Raw genomic sequence first — 21,634 nt, 5'->3', positions numbered from 1 at the left:
AGACTCCCTGTAAAACTGTATTTTAGAAGTACTACATTGTATGCGAAAGTATATTTTGTAATGCATGGTTTACTGTCGGAAATGTGTATTGATACCCATGTTCAATTGCTTTAATAGGTAGTACATGTTGCCCTTCTAGTACAAGTATACTCATCTCACCAAATAAAGCTTGAAGCATAAATGAAGGAACAGGTAGCCAATGAGGTTTTCCTATTACAGTTGCAATGTTTTCTCCGAATTCCTTCATTCTTATAGGTAGGGGGGCTGTAATGTTAAGAGGTCCGTCAATGTCTTCCTTGTGTATGATGAAATCAATCATGCGAACGACATCGTCTATATGAATCCATGATAACCATTGGTTTCCAGATCCAATTGTACCCCCAATATATAATTGATAGGGAAGTAGCATTTTTGGAAGAGCTCCTCCGTCTGCACCTAATACGACTCCAAATCTTGAGTAGATTGTTCTTATTCCAAGAGAACGTGCTTTAGATGCTTCTTGCTCCCATAAAAATACTGTTTCTGCTAAAAAGTCATTTCCGGAAGTTTCTTGTTGCTCGGTAAAAGACTCTGTTTCAGATGTTCCATAGTATCCAATAGCGCTTGCGTTAATAAATGTGTGTGGTTTTGTTGCGAGTGCTTGTAATTGTTTAATGAGTCCTTTTGTTGTTTGAATCCTACTGTTTAAAATTGTTTCTTTTTGTTTCTTTGTCCATCTACTATTAATAGACTCTCCAGCTAGATTAATAACTACATCGATAGAGGAGAGGGGGAAGGTCTGTAAATCCGGTGTCCATTGTACGTATTGAAGGTTAGTGTGTGAAGTTTCAGCAGTTTTTTTTCGAGTAAGAATGTAAACAGTATATCCCTTTTGAATAAAAAAACTAGAAAGGTATTTGCCTATAAAGCCAGAGCCACCAGAAATTGCGATTTTCACAATCATTTCCTCCTCATTATATATATTCTTGAAAAGCAAAAACGTTCCTTGACTATGTTAAAATAATAGAGAGGTGAGAGTATGACTGTCATTACAAAAATAGAAGTGCAAAAACGATCGAAAGAACGATTTAATATTTATATTGATAAAGGTCAAGGTGAAGAGTACGGGTTTAGTGTGAATCAATCAATCTTAATGAAACATGGGTTACAAAAAGGCTTAGAAATTGATGAAGTAGCGTTAGGGAATATTTTGTACAATGAAGAGGTACAAAAAGCATATTTACAAGCAATTTCCTATTTATCCTATCAAATGAGAACAAAACAAGAAATAGAAGATTTCTTACGAAAAAAAGAAGTGGGACAGGCCATCATCTCTGAAGTCGTTTCGAAATTATTACATGATCGATATATTAATGATAAAGAGTACGCTATTTCATACGTGCGAACGCAAAGTAATGTGAATCAAAAAGGTCCAACTGTTATTAGGAGAGGGCTATTAAGTAAAGGTGTTCAGGATTTAATCATTACACATAGTTTACAAGAGTATCCAAAGGAGAAGCAAATTGAGAATGCTTTGGTTCTTATAGAGAAGAAGAAAAAATCTTATCAAAAGCATTCATTTTTACAAATGAAGCTAAAGTTAGATGAAATGCTTGTTCGTAAAGGATATTCTAGAGATGTGATTCAAATTTGTTTGGAAGAACTGAAAGACGAAAAAGATGACGAACAGCAACAAGAGGCGTTACACTATCATGGGAATAAATATTATGAGAAATATAAGAAGTATGATGGTTGGACATTCGAAAATAAGGTGAAGCAAGCGTTATATCGAAAAGGATTCTCTATTGATGAGATAGAGACTTTTTTACAAATAAAACGTGAAGAGGGATGAGGAAATAAGATGGGTATGCCAAAACGCTACAGTGAAATGACGCCACATGAGCTAAGGGAAGAAATTGGGATTTTGAAGGAGCAAGCAGTAAAGGCTGAGCAACTTGGAATTGTAAATGAATTCGATGTATTAATGAGAAAAATGGCTATGGCTCGTGCTTATATGATAGATATAAATAAATTCCATATTGGTGAGACATATGAATTAGTAGAAGAACCTGGTGTGGTATTTAAAATTACGTATTTCAATGGAGTATTTGCTTGGGGATATAAGCAACATGATAATGAAGAGATTGGAATACCAATTTCCTTGCTACAAGAAAAATAAAAACCAGAGAGTGAATCTCTCTGGTTTTCATCTTTGGTAGGCGTTAAAGGAGATAGGAGATTCTAAAATTGGCGTTTTTTACATTCGTTTGCCAGTATAATGAGAGACTGGGTTTGTTGCGTCTGTCCATTAACTTGCGCCTTCGCATGTTTTGGACGAGTCCACGTATGGTTAAATAATTCAGAACGACTATCTAAATGGTCACGGTAGCTCATCTTTATCACCTCGTGTAGGAATTTAATTTGTACTACTCTTCCTGCTGATTTGCAGCACGCATACGTTCTTGTGGGTGCGTGTTAATTGTGCCGTTAGGTCGTTTCGAAGCGAAGCGTGATTTCGCTTTCGGTTGACCTTCGATTTTGCTGTTGTTTTTTGACTCAGACCAAAATTCGGCTTGTCTACCCATTAAGAACGCCCCCTCATTATCAGTTGATACCTCTTTAAGAAGTATCAATTATAGAATGTGCAAAATTGAAGAAACTATTCTTTAGAAATGAAGGGAATAAAGTGAAACTTTAACCAGTGGTTTTTTTCATCCCTCACGGGTTATTAGCGCGCATCAATCGGGATAAATAGGTAAAAGGAGAATAGAACATGAATGATATTTATGAAACATTAACGAAAGAATTATTAGATAAAAATGACAACCTTTCTTACGCACAAGCTCGTGCATGGGTTGAATTAATGTGGGAAGACTTCCAAACAACTTATGCTAAATCAGGTCGTTACCAAGGTGAGAAAATGGCTGAACAAGTGGTACGAACATGGATTAATAATCATGGAGGGCGCCTGCATGAAATGCGTACAAATAATCCGAAGTATAGCCATTTAATCAATCAAGAAGATCATTTGAAACATTAAAAAAAAGCGACGTAGGTCGCTTTTTTTAATGTGGAAGCAATTCCAGTTTCTTTCGAAGTTTTTCTTCGCTGAAAATCCATCCTGTATATGAACTAATAATATTTAAATTTTGATCGAGCTGAACGATTGCGACGAATGGATAATAATCTTTACTTCGATACCGCAAATCAATAAATCGAACTTCATAATAGTTATCATAATCGAAAATATCCCAGCGATATACAGGCGAGAAAGATAAGAAAGCAGATATATTTTCATCTCGCACAGCAGCTTGCATAATGGCGGTATTCGGGAACGGTACGCGATTAAATTTATCGTATACAAGGATGTTACCGCGGTGCCATCTTGCGACGTAGTAATGTTCAGTTGTAACGATGGCTAAATGATAATGATAAAATTTGTAAGAAGGAGAAATAATTACTTTCTTTACATTTTTGAAACGTTTGTATACTACACTTTTAATATTTCGATGCATCATAATGCGACCGATGTAGTAAACAAACATTAATATATACGCTGCTAAAGCAGTATAGCCTTTATGTGCTCCGACAAGCATACAGGCGATAGCGAGTATATGGATAAAGAAAATGACAGTATCAAACGTATTAATTATGCCGAGCGCTACCCATTTTTTTGTGAAGGGCCTTAATGCCTGTGTACCATAGGCATTGAAAATATCCACAAAGACATGAAGAAAGACGGCAATAAATGACCAAAGTAGTAGATGCAGATAGGGAGCGTCTGAAAAGAAGGCGAAAGAGATACCACTTATAAGGAGTGACCAAAGAATCACTGCAGGAATGGAATGAGTAATCCCGCGATGATTTCTTATATATTTAGCGTTATTACGCAATTTTAAAACTGTATCGATGTCAGGAATATTGGAACCGGCAATTGTTGCAAGCATCACTGCTTGTGGTCCAATATCACTTTGTGCTATAGCTGGATCTAATGTTGCCAAACTGCCTAGAGTAACGCCCATAACAAGGTGAGTGGCTGTGTCCATAGAAATCCACCTCCGTTTTTTATTAATGTAACTCTTTTTATTCGATACCTCAAGTCCTTTGCCTTCTATTTCCTATGTCATCTTACTTAAATTTTTTCCTAAAATCTTTATAATAGTACGTATATGCAAAAAAATGAGGGGGATCAAGTTTGACACTTGAAATATTAAATGAGTTTAACATAGAACAGTTTCAAAATGATTTAATTGGTTGGTTTGAAAAAGAACAACGTGATTTACCGTGGCGAAAAAATAAAGATCCATACCGTGTTTGGGTTTCGGAAATTATGTTACAGCAAACAAGGGTAGAGGCTGTAAAACCATATTACGCAAATTTTATGGGGAAGTTTCCTACGCTTGAAGCGCTAGCAACTGCCGATGATGAAGAAGTATTAAAAGCATGGGAAGGCTTAGGTTATTATTCTAGAGCACGAAATTTACATGCTGCAGTAAAAGAGGTAAAAGAAGTATACGGCGGGACAGTACCGAGCGATGTAAAGAAAATTGAAAAATTAAAAGGAGTGGGACCATATACAAAAGGTGCCATTTTAAGCATTGCATATGGCATACCAGAGCCAGCGGTTGATGGAAATGTTATGCGCGTATTATCTCGTATTTTATCAGTGTGGGATGATATTGCAAAACCGAAGACGAGAAAAGTTTTTGAAGAGATTGTGCGTGAAATTATTTCGACAGAAAATCCATCTTATTTTAACCAAGGTTTGATGGAATTAGGGGCATTAATTTGTATACCGAAAAATCCATCTTGTTTACTTTGTCCTGTACGTGAACATTGCAGAGGGTATGCTGAAGGTGTTCAAAAAGAACTACCAGTGAAGAGTAAAGCGAAAGCACCTACAATGGTACCGCTCGTTGCAGGAGTGCTTCAAACTGAAGATGGCCATTACGTAATTAATAAACGCCCAAGTACAGGATTACTGGCTAATATGTGGGAGTTCCCGAATATTGAACTAGGTGAAGGTATTCGTAATCAGAAACAACAGCTTACGGATTATATGAAGGAGAGCTTTAATCTCTCTGTTTCAATTGATGAATACGCGATGAATGTACAACATACTTTTACACATCGTACTTGGGATATATTTATATTTTACGGAAAAGTAACAGGTAATATTGTCGAAACGGATACACTAAAGTTTGTGTCGAAAGAAGCGTTTGAACAGTTACCTTTCTCGAAATCACATCGTACAATTTACGAAAAGTGTGTTGAGAAAATTACAATGCAATAAATAATAAAAAACGTGTTCCAGAACTTTGGAACACGTTTTTTATATTGAAAATAAATTTGTATTTTGAGGCTGAAAATCCACGCGTTTATAATCCGCCCCGTGACTCGATTTCTTTCACAACTTCTTTATAAATCGTTTGTCCCTCTACATTTAGATAAGGCATAATTTGCTGAAACGAATGATGAAAATAAGCTAATTCATCCTCTTTCCATTCATTTTTGGAAATCATAGTTAGCTCAGTCATATCACGTCCAGTATACATATTCCCACCTCCATCATATGTAGTTTGAATGAGTGATAAGAGATATATGCGGAAATTATAAAAAAGAAAATTACGGATAGTTTCTAGATAGATTGGTTACATTATTTGTTGTGGAGGTGAGAAAGATGAGTAAAAAACAACAAGGTTATAATAAGGCAACTTCTGGTGCTAGCATTCAAAGTACAAATGCTAGCTATGGTACAGAATTTGCAACTGAAACAAATGTACAAGCAGTAAAACAAGCAAACGCACAATCAGAAGCAAAGAAAGCACAAGCTTCTGGTGCTCAAAGTGCAAATGCTAGTTATGGTACAGAGTTTGCAACTGAAACAGATGTGCATGCAGTGAAACAAGCAAACGCACAATCAGCTGCAAAAAAATCACAATCTTCTAGCTCAAATCAGTAACGAAGAAAAACACTTCTCTAACTTAAGAGAAGTGTTTTCTTTGTGCGCGGGTCATTGTAATGAAAATATAATGACCGACATAACTTCTAATAAGTCAACAAATGTAGTCAAAGGAGAAAGAAGTTAACGATTAGAAATATGTAATAGGAATTATAACTGATGAATGAATTAAAAAGGGGGTAAGTGATGAACGATTTTGATAAGTTGGTAGGAGAGCAGTTGGAAACGATGGATGAGCTTTTAAAGTTACAATCACATTTAGAGAAGTATCAGCAAATTGAAATGAGTGGAAGGGATACGAGCGATAAAAAAGAATTGCATTTTATCCGTCAAGAAATATACAGAACAGAAATAGCATTAAAACTTTTGCATGAAAAATTTGAACAGCAAACGAATAATGTGATTCAATCTTTTGAAACCGAAAAAATAATTTCAAATTAAGGGTGAGATATGTTGTTGATTTTAGGGGAAAGTCCTTTCTTAAACAGAGATGAGGGGGACTTTTCTTTTTGTTATATCTTCGTTTAATCTTCTAAAATACGTATTGCTAACTCATAGAGGATTTTCCTTTATTAAAAGGGTTGGTGATGTGGTATTCAATAATACAAACTTCATTATATTCCTCATGAAAACAAGTGTCCTATCGCTTTAGTTTTAAAATTTTGACAAAAAAGTTATAATAGAAAAAAAGTGAATGCAGTTCAAGGGGTAGTTAAGACAACTTAAGAATGGCATTTGCAGTTGAAAGAAGGGAGCATATATGGGATTTCCCAAAGAAGGAGAAAAGGTACAAATACATAGTTATAAACATAATGGCTCGATTCATAGAATGTGGGAAGAGACAACGATTTTAAAAGGGACGCAGAGTCTTGTGATTGGAGCGAATGATCGTACAGTAGTTACGGAATCAGATGGCCGAACATGGATTACTCGCGAACCTGCGATTTGTTACTTTCATGCCAATTATTGGTTTAATGTGATTGGAATGCTAAGGGAAGAAGGAGTATATTATTATTGTAATTTAAGTTCTCCTTTTGCATATGACTCTGAGGCATTAAAGTATATTGATTACGATTTAGATATTAAAGTGTATCCGGATATGACATATACACTTTTAGATGAAGATGAGTATGAGAAGCATAGCCAAATCATGCAGTATCCACCTGTTATTGATACAATTTTAAAACGAAATGTAGCACATTTAACACAGTGGATTCATCAAAGAAAAGGTCCATTCGCACCGGATTTCGTAGATATGTGGTACGAAAGATATTTAATGTACAGAAATTAAAACAAACCTGCAGGGGATTTCCCGGCAGGTTTGTCCTATTAGAGGGGGGATTATGTGCAAGGTATAAAAAGATATTTACAATTTGTTAAACCATATCGATGGCTTATTGCTATTACAATTATTATTGGTCTTGTGAAGTTTGGTATCCCGCTTATTATGCCATGGTTATTAAAGTATATTATTGATGATGTTATTCAAGGCACGGGATCGCTTCAAGAAAAAACGTCTCAATTAATAACCGCAATTGGGATTGCTTTTTTTATTTTTGCAGTAGTAAGACCGCCGATAGAATATTATCGTCAATATTTCGCGCAACGCATTGCCAATACAATACTATACGATTTACGAAAATACATTTTTGGGCACTTGCAAAAATTGAGCTTACGTTATTATTCGAACACAAAAACAGGGGAGCTTATTTCACGTGTAATCCATGATGTAGAACAAACGAAGGACTTTGTAATTACTGGTCTTATGAATGTCTGGTTAGATACTGCAACAATTGTTATTGCTATTATCGTTATGTTTTCTATGAATATAAAATTAACCTATGTTGCTTTATTAATCTTACCTATTTATGTAGTTGCAGTGAAATATTTTTTCGGGCGCCTTCGAAAATTGACGAAAGAGCGCTCACAAGCGTTAGCAACTATGCAAGGGTATTTACATGAACGTATTCAAGGGATGCAAGTGACACGTAGTTTTGCATTAGAAGAGTATGAAAGAGGACAGTTTGAAAAGAGAAATAATGAATTTTTAACGAAAGCACTAACTCATACGAGTTGGACGGCGAGAACATTTTCGGCAGTGAATACGTTAACGGATTTAGGGCCATTACTTGTTATTGGTTTTGCGGCGTATGAGGTAATACAAGGATCGTTAACACTGGGTACTATGGTTGCTTTTGTTGGATATATGGATAGTTTATATAGTCCGCTTCGTCGCCTTGTTAATTCATCTACAACATTAACACAGTCTTTCGCCTCGATGGATCGAGTGTTTGAATTGTTGGATGAAAAATACGATATTGTTAATGTGCCAAATGCGGTGCAAACGAAAAGGTTAAATGGGGAAGTTATATTTGATAATGTTTCTTTTCGTTATAATGCGGATGAAAAAGAAATATTGCATAATCTGTCATTAACTATGCGCCCGGGAGAGAAGGTTGCGCTTGTCGGGGCAAGTGGAGGAGGAAAGTCATCTCTTGCTAGTTTAATTCCGCGTTTTTATGATGTTTCTGAAGGTGCAGTTTATATAGACGGGATAGATGTAAGAAAGTATAATATGAGGAATTTACGTAGTCATATTGGAATTGTGCTACAAGATAATTTGTTATTTAGCGATACAATCGGGGCTAATATTTTATATGGCAATCCGAAAGCTACAGAGGCGGAAGTGATTTCAGCTGCCAAAGCTGCACAAATTCATAATTTTATTACAGCGTTGCCAGAGGGCTATGGTACTGTCGTTGGGGAACGTGGTGTGAAATTATCTGGTGGACAAAGACAGCGTGTAGCAATCGCAAGGGTTTTTCTAAAGAATCCGTCTTTACTTATATTAGATGAAGCAACTTCCGCTTTAGATTTAGAAAATGAACGATATATTCAAGAGGCACTGCAAACGTTAGCTGCAGATCGGACAACAATTATTATTGCACATCGATTAGCGACGATTACGCATGTCGATACAATTATTTATGTTGAAGATGGTGAAATAAAAGAAAAGGGTTCTCATGAAGAGTTAATGAAAAAGAGGGGATTTTATTACAATCTATATCAACTTCAGCATATAACAGAAACAGCTCCTTTAGCGTAAAAGGAGCTGTTTTTTATTCGTCTTCTTTTTTATCTTCGATCTGGAGTTCGCTTTCTGGTTTATGGTATGTGTAGAAGCTATCCACAAGTAAATCTAAATGCTCTACTTCCTCACTGTAGTTAATAATTGAAGAAATAAGAGGGAAGAGGTGTAACCATATTTTATATGCTTCCTCATCGTCCTTATTTTGATAATCCATAAAGATATCAATCAATTCTTGTTTACCTGTTTCAACTTCATCAAGCATCTCAACGGATTGTTGTTTCTTTGCTTTACCAATAAATTTTAATAACACTTGTTCGTGATAATGCGTTAATGAATCAAGCTCGTTTTGAATAGATTCCTGAAACTCTTCTGGCATATAGCGCAGTTCATTTTCAGTGCGATGTAATGACTTTAACGTACTTAAAGCGCGGCTTGTTGTCGCTAACATTTGTCTGAATAAAACGAGCTTGCGAATTTTCGCGAACTGTATTTTTTTCGTGTAACTTCTTTCTTCTTTATACAGCAAATAGTAATGATTTAGTTTAATCATTTTTTCTTTCATGCGATCAATATCGGTTTTTAGTGTTGTAAAATCAGAAGCTTGCCTACTGTTCATACGAATCCATTTAACAATTTCCTCTGTATTATCAACGATGCGATGGTAAAGTTTTGTTTCATATTTTGGCGGCATAAATACTAAATTTACAAGCGAAGCCGCAATAATTCCAATCATAATCGTCGTGAATCGAAGTAAGGCAAAATTAAAGAAATCTTCGCCTTGATACTCCATAATGGCGATAACTGTTACTAAAGCGATTGATATTGTGTTTTCTAAGCGTAATTGTAAAGTAAGAGCAATTACTAATATACACGTTAATCCAATAATAAAAGGATTATGTCCAAAAGCAGTAGCAAATACGATAGCGAATACCGCACCAATTACGTTTGCCTGAATTTGCTCAAGAGCCGTTAAATACGAGCGGTATACAGACGGTTGAACAGCAAAGATAGCTGAGATTCCCGCAAATACTGGACTCGGTAATTGAAATAAAATACAAGCAAATAAAGCTAATGTAATGGCAATACCCGTTTTTAAAATGCGAGCACCAAGTTTCATACCCTTATTGATATCCTTTCTTTTGTCATAATGAATGTACAACATGATACTATACATTCATTACAATATGTTAGCAAGTGATATTTTAGTGACGTTAAAAAGTTTAATAAATAAATTATAATCCATTTATAATTTCTCCAAATTCTCTTTAAACATCTATTCTTTAATAAAAAAACCTGCTGAATTTCAGCAGGTTTCAAATTGTTATTCTAGATTACTATGCGATGCTCGCTTCGTCAATTTTTTTATGAAAATAAATATTGTACATATCATTCAGTTGAAATAGATGGATCCGCCTGTTCTTTTTTCGGGATAATTTCATAGAAGTGAAGCTGGATATCATCTAATAATGGTGCCAACAAAGCGACTTCTTCATATTGTTCGTGCTCATTTAATACACGAATGTAGTCTAATAATAATTCATTCACATCTTGCAAACCATTTTTACTAATTGGCTGCAATGTTACATTTGCACCTTTAGCAATTCTTCTTTTTAAAGCGTGTTCTGTTAAACCTAAGTTTGGCTCATGACGTAAATAAACAACACCACCAGTCATGCCGGCACAAATCCATGGTCCAGGATCTCCTAAAACAAGAGCGCGACCATTTGTCATATATTCAAAAGCAAATCCTTTTATATTAGAATATACTCCGATATTTCCTTGTTCTTTTTCGCGGAGTGTTTTTGTAATTCTGCCTCCAATTATCATATCTGCTCCAGAAAGGCGAATGCCAGCACGAGCATCAGCGTTACCTTGCACGTATAATGCACCTTTTTGAGCGCCGTATCCAAATCCTTTTCCGACAGAACCGTTATAATATGTTCCATCTTTTCCTTTTGCTTTCGTTATATAAATGCCACCGCCAAATGAAGTTTTTCCAATTCCATCTTGCGCGCCGCCATTTACGTGTATAAATAAGTTCTCGCTATTGTACGCGCCTAATCCGTTTCCGGGAACAGATCCGTTTGTATATTTTAATGTAAGTGGTTCAAGATGAGTGTTTTCATATAATTTGCTACGAATACGATAACAGGATTCTAGACCGCCCATTACGCGTTGATCTACGCCGACGCTTACTAATTCTTTTGACTGGAGAGAATTTGTTGTTTCAAATTGTTTTTCTTGTACAGATGCCGTTATTTTCACGGATGAATCTTCTATCGTTTGTATTAAATTACGTAAGTCTAATAAGTCCTTGCCTCGAGTTTGTTCTAATAAATCCGATCGTCCGATAATATCTTGTAAGTTTGTGTAACCGAGCTGCCCTGTTAAACGTTTCAATTCTGTACCGAAAGTAGTGAATAGGCTTAATAGCCCTGTAACTGCGCTTTCTAATTCACGTGGAACGAAACGGCGCAGTCCATGTTCTTTCGCTTGAGCTTCAGATTCAATTTGTGTTGCAATTCCGACGTGGCACGTATCGAGATGACAACCACGGCAAGTTGTACAGCCAATTGCAATCATTGATAATGTGCCAAATCCAATTCGATTTGCTCCAAGGAGCATGATCTTTAAGGCGTCATTTACACTTCGAATACCGCCATCTGCCCAAATTTCTACTTTATGTCTCATATTTGCTTCTAGTAACGCATTGTGAGCAGCTTTAACACCAATCTCTACAGGAAGACCTACATGTTGCAATGCGTGAATACGTGCAGCGCCTGTTCCGCCATCAAATCCGCTAATGTTAATAAAATCAGCGCCAGCTTTTGCGATACCGACAGCAATTGTTCCGATATTAGGAACGACAGGAACTTTTACGGCTACTTTTGCAAGTTGATTAGCCGTTTTAATTTCTGTAATCATTTGAGCTAAGTCTTCAATTGAATAAATATCATGGTTGTTAGAAGGTGAAATTAAATCTGAACCAATTGTAGCATTACGTGCTTCCGCAATTTTGGCAGTCACTTTTGAACCAGGCAAATGTCCACCTTCACCAGGCTTTGCTCCTTGACCGATTTTTATTTCAATTAAGTTTGATGAATTTAGTAATTCAGCGTTTACTCCAAATCGGCCAGATGCAACTTGTTGTCCGCGTGTATGTGGGTATTTACCAATCATATCTTTAATTTCGCCGCCTTCACCGTTCAAACTAATCATATTTAGTTGATCAGCAGCTTCTGCATATGCACGGAAGGCAATTTCATTTTGAGAACCAAATGACATGGAACTAATAATAAATGGTAAATCATGATTGTGAATGCCGATGGACACTTCTTCAGTCGGAACTACATGCTGTGCTTGTTTTGTTTGAACAAGGTGCCGAATTGCGATTGGGTTATTTTCTTCTAATTCACTTAACTTATCGCGGTAATCATCATAAGGGTTTCCTTTTGCAACATCACCAATTGCTTTCCAAATCCGCGGGAATATATGAAATGATTTTCTCATTCTAACTTTTGGATTGTTATAATCATCAGCTCGAATTTTTGCATCTTCAGCAAGTGATTCAAGTGAAAAAGCTAAATTATTTGAACCGAAGAAATTTGTGATTTGTAATATATTAGCGATTTCCTCATGTAATCCGATAGAGGAGAAGAGGCGACCGTAACCGCGTAATTCATGAATTCCAATCGTTGAAATTACTTTCTCTAGTCCTTTATTAAGTGCAGTATACAAATTAGCAATTGGTGCTTTTGTTCCATCATTTACCGTCGCGAACAATAAATATGGATTAATACCATCTGCCCCTAATCCGTATAGCGTGACGATATCGTGTAAGGAGCGAAGGGCACCGGAACGTATAACGAGAGAGCATTTCCGGCGTAATTTATTTTCAGTTAATGCTTGATGCACTTTGGCAGTAACTAAATGTGGATCAATCCATAATAGTCCATTTTGATGAGATTTAGCGTCATCTAATAATAGTAGGGAAGCCCCATTTTTAACGGCTGCTATCGCTTCGGAACTAATTCGATTTAATGCGATTTGTAGAGTTTCTGATGGACTAAATGTAATAGAAATTGTAGAGACAGAGCTATGAGTAATGAATAGCTGTATAAGTTGTTCGTACGTAATCGTGTGTAAGTCTGCCGCGATAGATTGAGCTAAATTCTCTTCTAAAATAATGGGTGAAAGCATCTCGATTATAAATGGTTGTTTAGAGTTATCTAATAAACCGGGACGCTCTCCGAGTACAGTACGTGTGGAGAAGTGTTCGACTTCTCGATCACGATCGATTGCTGGATTTGTAACAACGGCCACACTTTCCTTAATGAAATCAGCAATATTTCGTCTATCTGTATCAAGTGCGGCAAGTGGTGAGTCATGCCCAAGTGACCGAATTGGTTCGACGCCTTTTGTTGCCATCTGTTCAAGGAGCTGAATATGTTCTCGATCCCAACCGAAAGCAACGTATAGCTTCGTTTCAACTTGAACAGAATCACATAATCCCTCAGTTTCTTTCGTTTTAGGGATAGATAAGTTTACATGATAATTGGTAACATCGATTCGTTTCTTAAAACGGTTATATACTTCAATTTGATAATTGTCGTATTCATAGAGAACGAGCTCATCTTGTTCATTCCATTTTAATCCAACTTTTTCTCCAGGAGCGAGTGGTTTCGGCTCTGCTACATATTCAGTTGGTGATACAACTCCAGGTTCAGAAGAGAAAATATAGGAGCTCTCTGTCTCTACTTTCCAAACTGGTCGTAATCCAAGGGAATCGACACTGAAAACAGCTTCATCTTTATAACGTGAAATAATACCAGCTGGACCTTGTGCGAAATGCCCCCAAGCCTCACGTATATAAGTGTATAAGTTTTGTAAGTTTGTTTCGTAAAGTTTTATTTCATTAATAATTGGTGGAAATAATATATCCATTGCTTCAAATAAACTGTAGTTATACTGAACGAGAAGGGTTTCTAGGGTGCGGTTTAAATCTTGGGAATCACTACCCCCGGCAGTAAGTGGTACATTAATCATTTCAGCTTGATCGCGTAATTTTGCAATCGTGTTAATTTCGCCATTATGTCCGAGAATGCTAAATGGTTGTACACGAAAAAAATTAGATAACGTATTAGTAGAATAGCGATTATGTCCCAGTGTCATAGTTGAAGCGATAAGTGGGTGCTGTAAATCATTGTAATAAGCAACGAGTGTATCGCCAGCACCGAGAACTTTATATACAACATGTTCATGACTTAATGAAGCAACATGAATTGCTTCATTTTCTTCGATTTTTATTGTTACAGAAAATAATGTTTGTTCAATATTTTCAACTTCACTTTCGGCGATAAGGGCAATTTGCCAAAATAAAGGTTCTTCTTGTTTACCAAGAGGACCGAGTGCATCTGAGTTTATTACATCATCATTTTCGAGAACAATTGTAAAGTTTTCATTGTTTAGTTGCGTACGAATGTAATCTTTTAACTCAGCGATATTTTCTTTTTTGTTTAGAAAAAAATGTCCAACGATAAAGTGGGGATGATCCACAATCGTTGGATTATATCCGCTACTTTTCAGTTTTTCATTCCAAAGTACTTTTGGCATGTCGATATGAATTCCGATACCATCTCCTTCGCCATTAATGAAACCAGCTCTATGATTCATTTTGACTAGTGATTGTATACAAAGGTCGATGTTTTCCTTGGTAGGAATTCTTCGTTTTTCCATAACGGAAACGATTCCACACGCATCATGTTCTGCATTTTTATAATTCCGAAATAAAGACGGTGTCCATTTATTTTTTTTATTGAGCATCCGTCAATCCCCCCTCTGGAAAATAAATTTTGAATAATCTTACTATACAAGGCGTGAACTGCCTTGTATACAGGGATAGTAAGGATATAAAAGATTATAAAACAGATAATTATGAATAATTATACTATTAATGAGGGATTTATGAAATAGAAAAAAGGAAAAAAGAAAGGTTGGTTTCTTTTTTCCTTTTAATTACAGGGGTTATTTATTGTCTGCTAAAGCAGCAAATGCTCTGCCAACAGCTTCAATTGTATATTCAATATCTTCTTTTGTATGTTCTGTCGTTAAGAACCATGCTTCATATTTAGAAGGCGCTAAATTAATACCTTCTTGAAGCATCAGCTTGAAGAATCTCCCGAACATTTCACCATCTGTATTTTTGGCTGCATCGTAATCTTCAATTGTATTTGTCGTGAAGTATACAGTTAATGCACCTTTTAGACGGTTTACTGTAATGTCGATGTTATGTTTTGTAGCTTGGTCTAAAATTCCTTTTTCAAGCATTGCACCAAGTGCATCTAATTTCTCGTATACGCCTTCTTGTTGAAGTACTTCTAGGCAGGCAATACCTGATGCCATAGAAGCAGGGTTCCCGGCCATTGTACCAGCTTGGTATGCAGGGCCAAGCGGTGCAACTTGTTCCATAATTTCTTTCTTACCACCGTAAGCGCCAATTGGAAGTCCGCCGCCGATAACTTTACCAAGTGCTGTTAAATCTGGTGTTACGCCAAGTAAGTCTTGAGCACCACCGTACATAAAGCGGAAAGCAGTAATAACTTCATCATAAATTACTAGTGCGCCAGCTTCGTGAACAAGTTCATTTACTTTTTCGAGGAAGCCAGGTTTTGGCTCTACAATACCGAAGTTTCCAACGATCGGTTCTACAAGGATAGCTGCTACTTCATGTCCCCATTTATCTAACGCTTCTTTTAAAGTTTCTACATTATTAAATGGAACAGTAATAACTTCTTGGGCGATACTTTGTGGCACACCAGCTGAATCAGGAATTCCAAGAGTAGAAGGACCAGAGCCAGCTGCTACAAGTACTAAATCGGAATGACCGTGGTAACAACCGGCGAATTTCATAATTTTTGTGCGGCCAGTGTAAGCGCGAGCGACACGAATGGTTGTCATAACGGATTCTGTACCAGAGTTTACGAAGCGGACTTTATCTAAAGCAGGCATTGCTTCTTTTAACATTTTTGCGAATTTTACTTCTAATGCTGTTGGAGTACCGTATAGTACGCCGTTTTCAGCCGCTGTTTTAATTGCTTCTGTTACGTGTGGGTGAGCATGTCCAGTAATAATAGGGCCATACGCTGCTAAATAGTCGATATATTTATTTCCATCTACATCCCAGAAATAAGCACCTTTCCCGCGTTCCATTGCAACAGGGGAACCGCCTCCAACTGCTTTAAAAGAGCGAGAAGGACTATTAACACCACCAACGATATGTTCTAAAGCTTCTTTATGTAACGCTTCTGATTTCGTGAAATTCACTACAATTCATCTCCTTACAAAAATCTATGTATTATTCTAACATGTTTTTTGAAAAGACGTATTGTTTGTGATAGAAGGAGCAGTTGGGTAAACTATTCGTTGTGACATTTAGGAAGGGGGGTCCGATTATGAAATCGGTAATTGAGGTACAAGGGTTACGTAAAGAGTTTACAGCCTATTCAAGTCGTCCGGGCTTAAAGGGTGCATTTCGCGATTTATTAAATCGTAATTATAAAATAGTACCAGCAGTAAATGATGTTTCTTTTACTGTAAAGCAAGGTGAAATGGTTGGTTATATTGGTGAGAATGGTGCTGGTAAATCAACGACGATTAAAATGCTTACAGGGATTTTGACTCCGACATCAGGACAAATTACAGTGAATGGAATGAATCCACACAAACAGAGAGAAGAATTTGTAAGAACAATCGGTGTTGTGTTTGGCCAGCGTTCGCAGCTTTGGTGGGATATCGCTGTACAAGAATCATTTCGTTTATTGAAGAAAGTGTACGGTGTATCAGACGCTCAGTATAAGGAACATATGGAACATGTTATTGAAACGTTAGATATCGGTCCTTTATTAGATAAACCGGTACGAAAATTATCTCTTGGTCAAAGAATGCGTTGTGAATTAGCAGCGGCGTTAATTCATAATCCACCGTTATTATTTTTAGATGAGCCAACAATTGGGCTAGATGTTCTTGTGAAATTGAAAATACGAGAATTCTTAAAAGAGATGAATGAACGTTATAAAACAACAATTTTGTTAACAACACATGATATTGCTGATATTGAAGCTTTATGTGAGCGCGTCATTATGCTTGATGAAGGAAGCATTATGTATGATGGATCTTTAGATAATCTTCGTACGCAGTGGGGAGTAGAGAAGGAAATACATTTTCAGTTTGTTGCCCCAGTTTCATACCAGGAGTTATCAATGGTTATGCCTGATAGTCATGTCGTTTGGTCAAAAGCAAAAGAGGAAAATGCGTGGGTTGCAAAAATACCGAATGAAGAAGTTATCATTTCTATGCTGATTTCTAAAGTGGTACAAGCTTTTCAAATTAAAGATTTAAAAATTAACGAAGTTTCTACAGAGGAAATTATTCGTAACATTTATGAAGAAGGTATTATGCATGGGTAAGTATATTGAAATGATTCGGATTCGCTTTTTAATGATGCTTGCCTATCGTACAAACTATTATAGTGGGATTTTAATTTATACGATTAATATCGGTGCGTATTATTTTTTGTGGCAAGCGATTTATAGCGGGAAAGAGAACATTGAAAGTTTATCTATTTCACAAATGACTACTTATATTGCGATCGCATGGATGGCACGTGCTTTTTATTTTAATAATATAGATAGAGAAATTGCGATGGAAATTCAGGAAGGACGTGTGGCGGTAGAGCTGATTCGTCCGTATAACTATTTAGGTATGAAAGTTATGCAAGGTCTTGGAGAAGGGATATTTCGTTTTGCTTTCTTTTCAATTCCAGGTATGGTTATTGTTACGTTATTATTTTCATTACAAATTACAACGAATTTTCAAACGTGGTTATATTTCTTCTTATCTTTAATATTTAGTTTCATCATTAATACACAAATAAATTTAATGACAGGGATGCTTACATTCTTCTTATTTAATAATAGTGGAATTATGTATGCGAAACGTGTCGTGATTGATTTATTTTCTGGTTTATTATTACCGATTAGTTTTTATCCGTTATGGGCCCAAAAAACAATGATGTTTTTACCGTTTCAAGCAATTAGTTATATTCCGAGTATGATTTTCTCTGAAGGTATACAAGGAAGTAAGTTATATGAAGCTTTATTATTTCAAGTGATGTGGGCAATTATACTTATTATTCCAATTGTACTTATGTGGAAAACGGCGAGAAAACGTCTAATTGTACAAGGGGGATGATGAGATGCTATATATAAAATTGTTTTTGCAGTATGCAAGTCAATATATAAAAACGAAATTAGAGTATCGGGGCGATTTTATCGTCGGATTACTTTCGGATTTAGCACTACAAGCTGTTAATTTAATCTTTATTCTCGTTGTGTTTGGACATACCCAAGCACTAAAAGGGTGGAGCCGAGAAGAAGTAATCTTTATTTATGGTTTCTTTTTAGTACCGTTTGCCATTTTTTCAGCTTTCTTTAATATATGGGACTTTAATGATCGTTACATTATTAAAGGAGAAATGGACCGTATATTAACGAGACCGATTCATAGCTTATTTCAAATTATATTAGAAAGAATGGAACTTGAATCTTTAATTGGAGCTATTACGGGGATTATTGTGATGGGTTATGCAGCAATGGAGCTGCAATTATCTTTTTACTGGTATGATTTCTTCTTATTCCTACTTATGGTAGGGGGAGGGGCACTTGTGTACGGCGGGATATTTGTTACGCTTGCAAGTCTTGGCTTTTGGTCGGATGCGAAAAGTTCCATTATGCCACTTATGTATAACATAGGGAATTATGGACGCTACCCTGTTGATATTTATAACCGTGTTATTCGCTTTGTTTTAACGTTTGTTTTACCGTTTGCATTTGTTGGGGTATATCCAGCAGCATACTTTTTAAGAAAAACAGAGTGGAATAGCTATGCTTTCGCAACGCCAATTGTTGGTGTTATCTGTTTTACTATTGCAATTACCCTTTGGAATCAAGGGGTAAAACGATATCGTGGTGCAGGGAATTAATTATAGAAGCTTGTTCGTTTCTAAGGGATAAATCTGCCGTCTATCTCATACATATAAAATGAGGTGGAGAACATGTTATGGGGATTTATTCTATTAATTGCAGCAATCGCTATTTTGAGAAGTGTCCAATTATTATGGAGTTCATATTCAGACTCCAAGCGTTTCTTTTCGCTGTACAATTTAGCTACGTTGTTTTTAATTTATACAACGGTATTGATTGCGTTTGGATTAAGTTATGTTGTATTAGAGGAAATGGGTTTTACAGTTTTGAAAGAAGATGGGGATAGGCTCGATGCTCATTCCTTTCAACTTGTTGAAATATGTTTATATTTTAGCGCGGTTACTTTATTGTCCGTTGGGTATGGTGATATAGCTCCGATTGGAATCGGAAGATGGATTGCAATTGGAGAAGCGCTAATTGGATATACATTACCGTTTGCCTTTGTGGTAAGGACTGTAATGGACAATGAAAAATAAGGTAGCATTTGTTATAGTAATAGAAAAGAAAAGGAGTGATAACAATGATCACAGTAGGAGAAATAGCACCGGAATTCACATTAGAGGGAAGTGCCGGAGAACAAATTCGCTTAGCTGACTTCCGAGGTAAAAATGTAGTTTTATATTTTTACCCGAAAGATATGACTCCAGGGTGTACAACTGAAGCATGTGATTTTCGCGATGCATATGGATTATTCCAAGAGAAGGACACGGTCATCTTTGGTGTAAGTCCTGATTCGGTGAACAGACATATGAAATTCATCGAGAAGCATGAGCTTCCATTTGTACTTTTAGTAGATGAAGATCATAAAGTAGCAGAATTGTACGATGTTTGGAAGTTGAAAAAGAACTTTGGAAAAGAGTACATGGGAATCGAGCGTTCTACATTCCTTATCAATAAAGATGGTGAACTTGTAAAAGAATGGCGTAAAGTGAAAGTGAAAGGACATATTGAGGACGTTCTTTCTTATATAAAATAAATCTATATTAATGTGGAGAAAAAATACATATGTAAGGCATGCGTCTATACATATTTTCTTGCGATACATAAAGTGAAAGTGTAGGGCATACCTCCTCAGATGATAGTATTCCAAGTGCGATTATGTCGCACTTTTTTCTATGTAAGTGTATAGGAAATGGGGGAAGGTACATAAGAACAAGGTTATATACAAAAATAAACCACATACTTATAGTAGAAATATTGACGATTTATAAGAAAAAGAGTACACTCTTTATAAGAATTATAAAATAATAATCCGTATAGAATCGGGGTGCATGACGGTGGTCAAAGAAGAATTAAAAGAAGCGCTAGAAATGCTGAAAAATACGGGTGTACGCATTACTCCACAGCGTCATGCTATTTTAGAGTACCTTGTGGAATCTATGACGCACCCAACAGCGGATGACATTTATAAAGCATTAGAAGGTAAGTTTCCAAATATGAGTGTTGCAACTGTCTATAATAACTTACGTGTGTTTAAAGAAGTTGGACTTGTAAAGGAATTAACTTATGGGGATGCTTCAAGTAGATTTGATTATGTTACAAGTCAACATTATCATGTGATTTGCGAAAAATGTGGTAAGATTGTTGATTTTCCTTATGGAGGTTTGGAACAGCTTGAAGAGGAAGCTGCGAAAACGACAGGCTTCGTTATTAATAGTCATCGCTTAGAAATTTATGGCGTTTGTCCAGAGTGTCATAAGGCGTAATATATAATAAAGAAAGAGGGTGACGATTACGTCACCCTCTTTCTTTATTATATGGGGATGAAAAAATACTAAAGTGAAAGTACGTGTTATCCTTTATAGCTTTTTTTATTGTACTTCTCATTAAATTCTTTTCCTTCTAAACTCGGATCGAGTGTTAAAGGTTGGTTGCAATGCATACATGCGTCGACACGACCAAGCATTTTTGTTGGCTTATCGCAGCTTGGACAAATAATTTGTACAGTCTTAGTAGATAACATACCAATCCAAAAGTAAACGACAGTACTAGCGATAACAGCTAAAAAGCCAACCATCATAAATGTTGTCATAATAATAATGTTGTCACGGAAAAAGACTCCTAAGTATGCAATGAAGAGGCCGATAAATACTAAACTTAATGCAAAGGTCCGAATTTTATTGATTTTGTTCGAATATTTAATGCTCATTCTCACCACACTCCTATAATAATAATATAACACAAAATTTAGAATTTTCTATCGTGTGTAAACTTAGTAAAATGATAAGGAGTGTAGCTATGTGTAAAGAATGAATGGGGAGAGATGTTTTTTAGCTTTTAACGGGATGTGAAATTTTTTTATAAAAAGTATTGACCCTACATATACTGCATGATATATTAATAAACGTCGCTGATGCGGAAACGCAGTAAACGGCAAAAAAGAAATTTGAAAAACTTAGTTGACATCGAAAAACGAAGATGTTAACATAAGGAAGTCGCAATTGAGCGGCGAAGTAGTTCTTTGAAAACTGAACGAAACAAACAACGTGAACGTCAATTTTTATTTTTAGATGCTAGACAAACTAACTTTATTGGAGAGTTTGATCCTGGCTCAGGATGAAC

At 36.1% G+C, this 21,634-nt stretch carries 23 protein-coding genes; 14 read left to right on the top strand and 9 right to left on the bottom strand.

Annotation, left to right across the window (positions count from 1 at the left end; translation table 11 throughout):
* Nucleotides 1-31: 31 nt before the first annotated feature.
* Nucleotides 32-937 (bottom strand): TIGR01777 family oxidoreductase, encoded by a 906-nt coding sequence (locus tag MR071_RS17470; RefSeq protein WP_242237205.1) that lies wholly within the window; start codon nucleotides 935-937, stop codon nucleotides 32-34.
* 81 nt (nucleotides 938-1,018) lie between these two features.
* On the opposite strand from MR071_RS17470, the gene recX reads away from it, so the two are divergent.
* Both recX and MR071_RS17460 read left to right on the top strand, forming a co-directional pair.
* On the top strand, nucleotides 1,019-1,831 hold the full coding sequence (gene recX / locus MR071_RS17465; protein WP_105587380.1) for a recombination regulator RecX: 813 nt from the start codon (nucleotides 1,019-1,021) through the stop codon (nucleotides 1,829-1,831).
* A gap of 9 nt (nucleotides 1,832-1,840) precedes the next feature.
* Nucleotides 1,841-2,158, top strand: a complete 318-nt coding sequence (locus tag MR071_RS17460) for a YfhH family protein (protein WP_105587381.1) — start codon at nucleotides 1,841-1,843, stop codon at nucleotides 2,156-2,158.
* 62 nt (nucleotides 2,159-2,220) lie between these two features.
* Here the strand turns inward: MR071_RS17460 and MR071_RS17455 are convergent, their stop codons facing one another.
* Both MR071_RS17455 and MR071_RS17450 read right to left on the bottom strand, forming a co-directional pair.
* On the bottom strand, nucleotides 2,221-2,373 hold the full coding sequence (locus tag MR071_RS17455; protein WP_002174744.1) for a YpzG family protein: 153 nt from the start codon (nucleotides 2,371-2,373) through the stop codon (nucleotides 2,221-2,223).
* A 32-nt stretch (nucleotides 2,374-2,405) separates the two neighbouring features.
* Nucleotides 2,406-2,564 carry a small, acid-soluble spore protein K gene (locus tag MR071_RS17450; RefSeq protein ID WP_002113845.1) on the bottom strand — a complete coding sequence of 53 codons (159 nt, stop codon included), beginning with the start codon at nucleotides 2,562-2,564 and terminating at the stop codon, nucleotides 2,406-2,408.
* Nucleotides 2,565-2,752: 188 nt separating this feature from the next.
* On the opposite strand from MR071_RS17450, the gene MR071_RS17445 reads away from it, so the two are divergent.
* Complete coding sequence (locus MR071_RS17445) at nucleotides 2,753-3,019, top strand: YfhJ family protein (protein WP_105587382.1); 267 nt, start codon at nucleotides 2,753-2,755, stop codon at nucleotides 3,017-3,019.
* Nucleotides 3,020-3,044: 25 nt separating this feature from the next.
* On the opposite strand, the gene MR071_RS17440 is transcribed toward MR071_RS17445, so the two are convergent.
* Nucleotides 3,045-4,025: a metal-dependent hydrolase gene (locus MR071_RS17440; protein WP_242237202.1), complete on the bottom strand. Its 981-nt coding sequence runs from the start codon at nucleotides 4,023-4,025 to the stop codon at nucleotides 3,045-3,047.
* Between the two features lie 149 nt (nucleotides 4,026-4,174).
* On the opposite strand from MR071_RS17440, the gene mutY reads away from it, so the two are divergent.
* Entirely contained in the window at nucleotides 4,175-5,272 is a 1,098-nt protein-coding gene (gene mutY / locus MR071_RS17435; RefSeq protein ID WP_242237199.1) for an A/G-specific adenine glycosylase, read from the top strand.
* An 85-nt stretch (nucleotides 5,273-5,357) separates the two neighbouring features.
* Here mutY and MR071_RS17430 read toward each other — a convergent pair whose 3' ends face one another.
* The gene (locus tag MR071_RS17430) at nucleotides 5,358-5,534 is read right to left on the bottom strand and encodes a hypothetical protein (protein ID WP_002091123.1); all 177 of its coding nucleotides are present in this window, start codon (nucleotides 5,532-5,534) and stop codon (nucleotides 5,358-5,360) included.
* A gap of 125 nt (nucleotides 5,535-5,659) precedes the next feature.
* Here MR071_RS17430 and MR071_RS17425 point away from each other — a divergent pair, with 125 nt between their 5' ends.
* The 4 genes from MR071_RS17425 (at nucleotide 5,660) to MR071_RS17410 (ending at nucleotide 9,047) form a co-directional block, all read left to right on the top strand.
* The gene (locus MR071_RS17425; RefSeq protein WP_105587386.1) at nucleotides 5,660-5,941 is read left to right on the top strand and encodes a gamma-type small acid-soluble spore protein; all 282 of its coding nucleotides are present in this window, start codon (nucleotides 5,660-5,662) and stop codon (nucleotides 5,939-5,941) included.
* A gap of 186 nt (nucleotides 5,942-6,127) precedes the next feature.
* Nucleotides 6,128-6,382, top strand: a complete 255-nt coding sequence (locus MR071_RS17420) for a YgaB family protein (protein ID WP_105587387.1) — start codon at nucleotides 6,128-6,130, stop codon at nucleotides 6,380-6,382.
* Nucleotides 6,383-6,701: 319 nt separating this feature from the next.
* Nucleotides 6,702-7,232: a nucleoside tri-diphosphate phosphatase gene (gene ntdP, locus MR071_RS17415; protein ID WP_000506627.1), complete on the top strand. Its 531-nt coding sequence runs from the start codon at nucleotides 6,702-6,704 to the stop codon at nucleotides 7,230-7,232.
* Nucleotides 7,233-7,286: 54 nt separating this feature from the next.
* Nucleotides 7,287-9,047, top strand: coding sequence for an ABC transporter ATP-binding protein (locus tag MR071_RS17410; RefSeq protein ID WP_242237197.1), 1,761 nt, complete (start codon nucleotides 7,287-7,289; stop codon nucleotides 9,045-9,047).
* 13 nt (nucleotides 9,048-9,060) lie between these two features.
* On the opposite strand, the gene MR071_RS17405 is transcribed toward MR071_RS17410, so the two are convergent.
* The 3 genes from MR071_RS17405 to hemL form a co-directional block, all read right to left on the bottom strand.
* Nucleotides 9,061-10,149: an FUSC family protein gene (locus tag MR071_RS17405; RefSeq protein ID WP_242237193.1), complete on the bottom strand. Its 1,089-nt coding sequence runs from the start codon at nucleotides 10,147-10,149 to the stop codon at nucleotides 9,061-9,063.
* 269 nt (nucleotides 10,150-10,418) lie between these two features.
* Nucleotides 10,419-14,855 carry a glutamate synthase-related protein gene (locus MR071_RS17400; RefSeq protein ID WP_242237191.1) on the bottom strand — a complete coding sequence of 1,479 codons (4,437 nt, stop codon included), beginning with the start codon at nucleotides 14,853-14,855 and terminating at the stop codon, nucleotides 10,419-10,421.
* Between the two features lie 201 nt (nucleotides 14,856-15,056).
* Nucleotides 15,057-16,355, bottom strand: a complete 1,299-nt coding sequence (hemL, locus tag MR071_RS17395) for a glutamate-1-semialdehyde-2,1-aminomutase (protein WP_142344709.1) — start codon at nucleotides 16,353-16,355, stop codon at nucleotides 15,057-15,059.
* Between the two features lie 128 nt (nucleotides 16,356-16,483).
* Here hemL and MR071_RS17390 point away from each other — a divergent pair, with 128 nt between their 5' ends.
* The 6 genes from MR071_RS17390 (at nucleotide 16,484) to perR (ending at nucleotide 20,778) form a co-directional block, all read left to right on the top strand.
* On the top strand, nucleotides 16,484-17,497 hold the full coding sequence (locus MR071_RS17390; protein ID WP_242237189.1) for an ABC transporter ATP-binding protein: 1,014 nt from the start codon (nucleotides 16,484-16,486) through the stop codon (nucleotides 17,495-17,497).
* Nucleotides 17,490-18,281 (top strand): ABC transporter permease, encoded by a 792-nt coding sequence (locus MR071_RS17385; protein WP_242237185.1) that lies wholly within the window; start codon nucleotides 17,490-17,492, stop codon nucleotides 18,279-18,281. The genes MR071_RS17390 and MR071_RS17385 overlap by 8 nt, the downstream gene beginning before the upstream one ends.
* Nucleotides 18,282-18,285: 4 nt before the next feature.
* Nucleotides 18,286-19,071: an ABC transporter permease gene (locus MR071_RS17380; RefSeq protein ID WP_242237182.1), complete on the top strand. Its 786-nt coding sequence runs from the start codon at nucleotides 18,286-18,288 to the stop codon at nucleotides 19,069-19,071.
* Between the two features lie 72 nt (nucleotides 19,072-19,143).
* Nucleotides 19,144-19,548: a potassium channel family protein gene (locus MR071_RS17375; protein WP_105587396.1), complete on the top strand. Its 405-nt coding sequence runs from the start codon at nucleotides 19,144-19,146 to the stop codon at nucleotides 19,546-19,548.
* Nucleotides 19,549-19,592: 44 nt separating this feature from the next.
* Nucleotides 19,593-20,048 carry a thioredoxin-dependent thiol peroxidase gene (gene bcp / locus MR071_RS17370; RefSeq protein WP_242237180.1) on the top strand — a complete coding sequence of 152 codons (456 nt, stop codon included), beginning with the start codon at nucleotides 19,593-19,595 and terminating at the stop codon, nucleotides 20,046-20,048.
* Between the two features lie 301 nt (nucleotides 20,049-20,349).
* Nucleotides 20,350-20,778 carry a peroxide-responsive transcriptional repressor PerR gene (perR, locus tag MR071_RS17365; protein ID WP_000237831.1) on the top strand — a complete coding sequence of 143 codons (429 nt, stop codon included), beginning with the start codon at nucleotides 20,350-20,352 and terminating at the stop codon, nucleotides 20,776-20,778.
* A gap of 86 nt (nucleotides 20,779-20,864) precedes the next feature.
* Here perR and MR071_RS17360 read toward each other — a convergent pair whose 3' ends face one another.
* Nucleotides 20,865-21,221, bottom strand: a complete 357-nt coding sequence (locus tag MR071_RS17360; protein WP_002063699.1) for a YgzB family protein — start codon at nucleotides 21,219-21,221, stop codon at nucleotides 20,865-20,867.
* Nucleotides 21,222-21,634 lie beyond the last annotated feature (413 nt).

Origin of the sequence: Bacillus cereus group sp. BfR-BA-01316, assembly GCF_022664195.1 — a bacterium.
In the GTDB taxonomy this organism is placed as follows: Bacteria; Bacillota; Bacilli; order Bacillales; family Bacillaceae_G; genus Bacillus_A.
Note: the sequence above shows the minus strand (reverse complement) of the source record. Positions and strands in the feature narration are given on the sequence as shown.

Bases quoted from the DNA above. Each gene is read 5' to 3' on its own strand.
- MR071_RS17380 (WP_242237182.1), top strand. From the start codon at position 18,286: ATGCTATATATAAAATTGTTTTTGCAGTATGCAAGTCAATATATAAAA.
- MR071_RS17445 (WP_105587382.1), top strand. From the start codon at position 2,753: ATGAATGATATTTATGAAACATTAACGAAAGAATTATTAGATAAAAAT.
- ntdP (WP_000506627.1), top strand. From the start codon at position 6,702: ATGGGATTTCCCAAAGAAGGAGAAAAGGTACAAATACATAGTTATAAA.
- MR071_RS17440 (WP_242237202.1), bottom strand. From the start codon at position 4,025: ATGGACACAGCCACTCACCTTGTTATGGGCGTTACTCTAGGCAGTTTG.
- MR071_RS17460 (WP_105587381.1), top strand. From the start codon at position 1,841: ATGGGTATGCCAAAACGCTACAGTGAAATGACGCCACATGAGCTAAGG.
- MR071_RS17425 (WP_105587386.1), top strand. From the start codon at position 5,660: ATGAGTAAAAAACAACAAGGTTATAATAAGGCAACTTCTGGTGCTAGC.
- MR071_RS17385 (WP_242237185.1), top strand. From the start codon at position 17,490: ATGGGTAAGTATATTGAAATGATTCGGATTCGCTTTTTAATGATGCTT.
- recX (WP_105587380.1), top strand. From the start codon at position 1,019: ATGACTGTCATTACAAAAATAGAAGTGCAAAAACGATCGAAAGAACGA.
- MR071_RS17375 (WP_105587396.1), top strand. From the start codon at position 19,144: ATGTTATGGGGATTTATTCTATTAATTGCAGCAATCGCTATTTTGAGA.
- MR071_RS17430 (WP_002091123.1), bottom strand. From the start codon at position 5,534: ATGTATACTGGACGTGATATGACTGAGCTAACTATGATTTCCAAAAAT.
- MR071_RS17400 (WP_242237191.1), bottom strand. From the start codon at position 14,855: ATGCTCAATAAAAAAAATAAATGGACACCGTCTTTATTTCGGAATTAT.
- MR071_RS17360 (WP_002063699.1), bottom strand. From the start codon at position 21,221: ATGAGCATTAAATATTCGAACAAAATCAATAAAATTCGGACCTTTGCA.
- bcp (WP_242237180.1), top strand. From the start codon at position 19,593: ATGATCACAGTAGGAGAAATAGCACCGGAATTCACATTAGAGGGAAGT.
- MR071_RS17390 (WP_242237189.1), top strand. From the start codon at position 16,484: ATGAAATCGGTAATTGAGGTACAAGGGTTACGTAAAGAGTTTACAGCC.
- MR071_RS17405 (WP_242237193.1), bottom strand. From the start codon at position 10,149: ATGAAACTTGGTGCTCGCATTTTAAAAACGGGTATTGCCATTACATTA.
- MR071_RS17450 (WP_002113845.1), bottom strand. From the start codon at position 2,564: ATGGGTAGACAAGCCGAATTTTGGTCTGAGTCAAAAAACAACAGCAAA.
- MR071_RS17455 (WP_002174744.1), bottom strand. From the start codon at position 2,373: ATGAGCTACCGTGACCATTTAGATAGTCGTTCTGAATTATTTAACCAT.
- MR071_RS17420 (WP_105587387.1), top strand. From the start codon at position 6,128: ATGAACGATTTTGATAAGTTGGTAGGAGAGCAGTTGGAAACGATGGAT.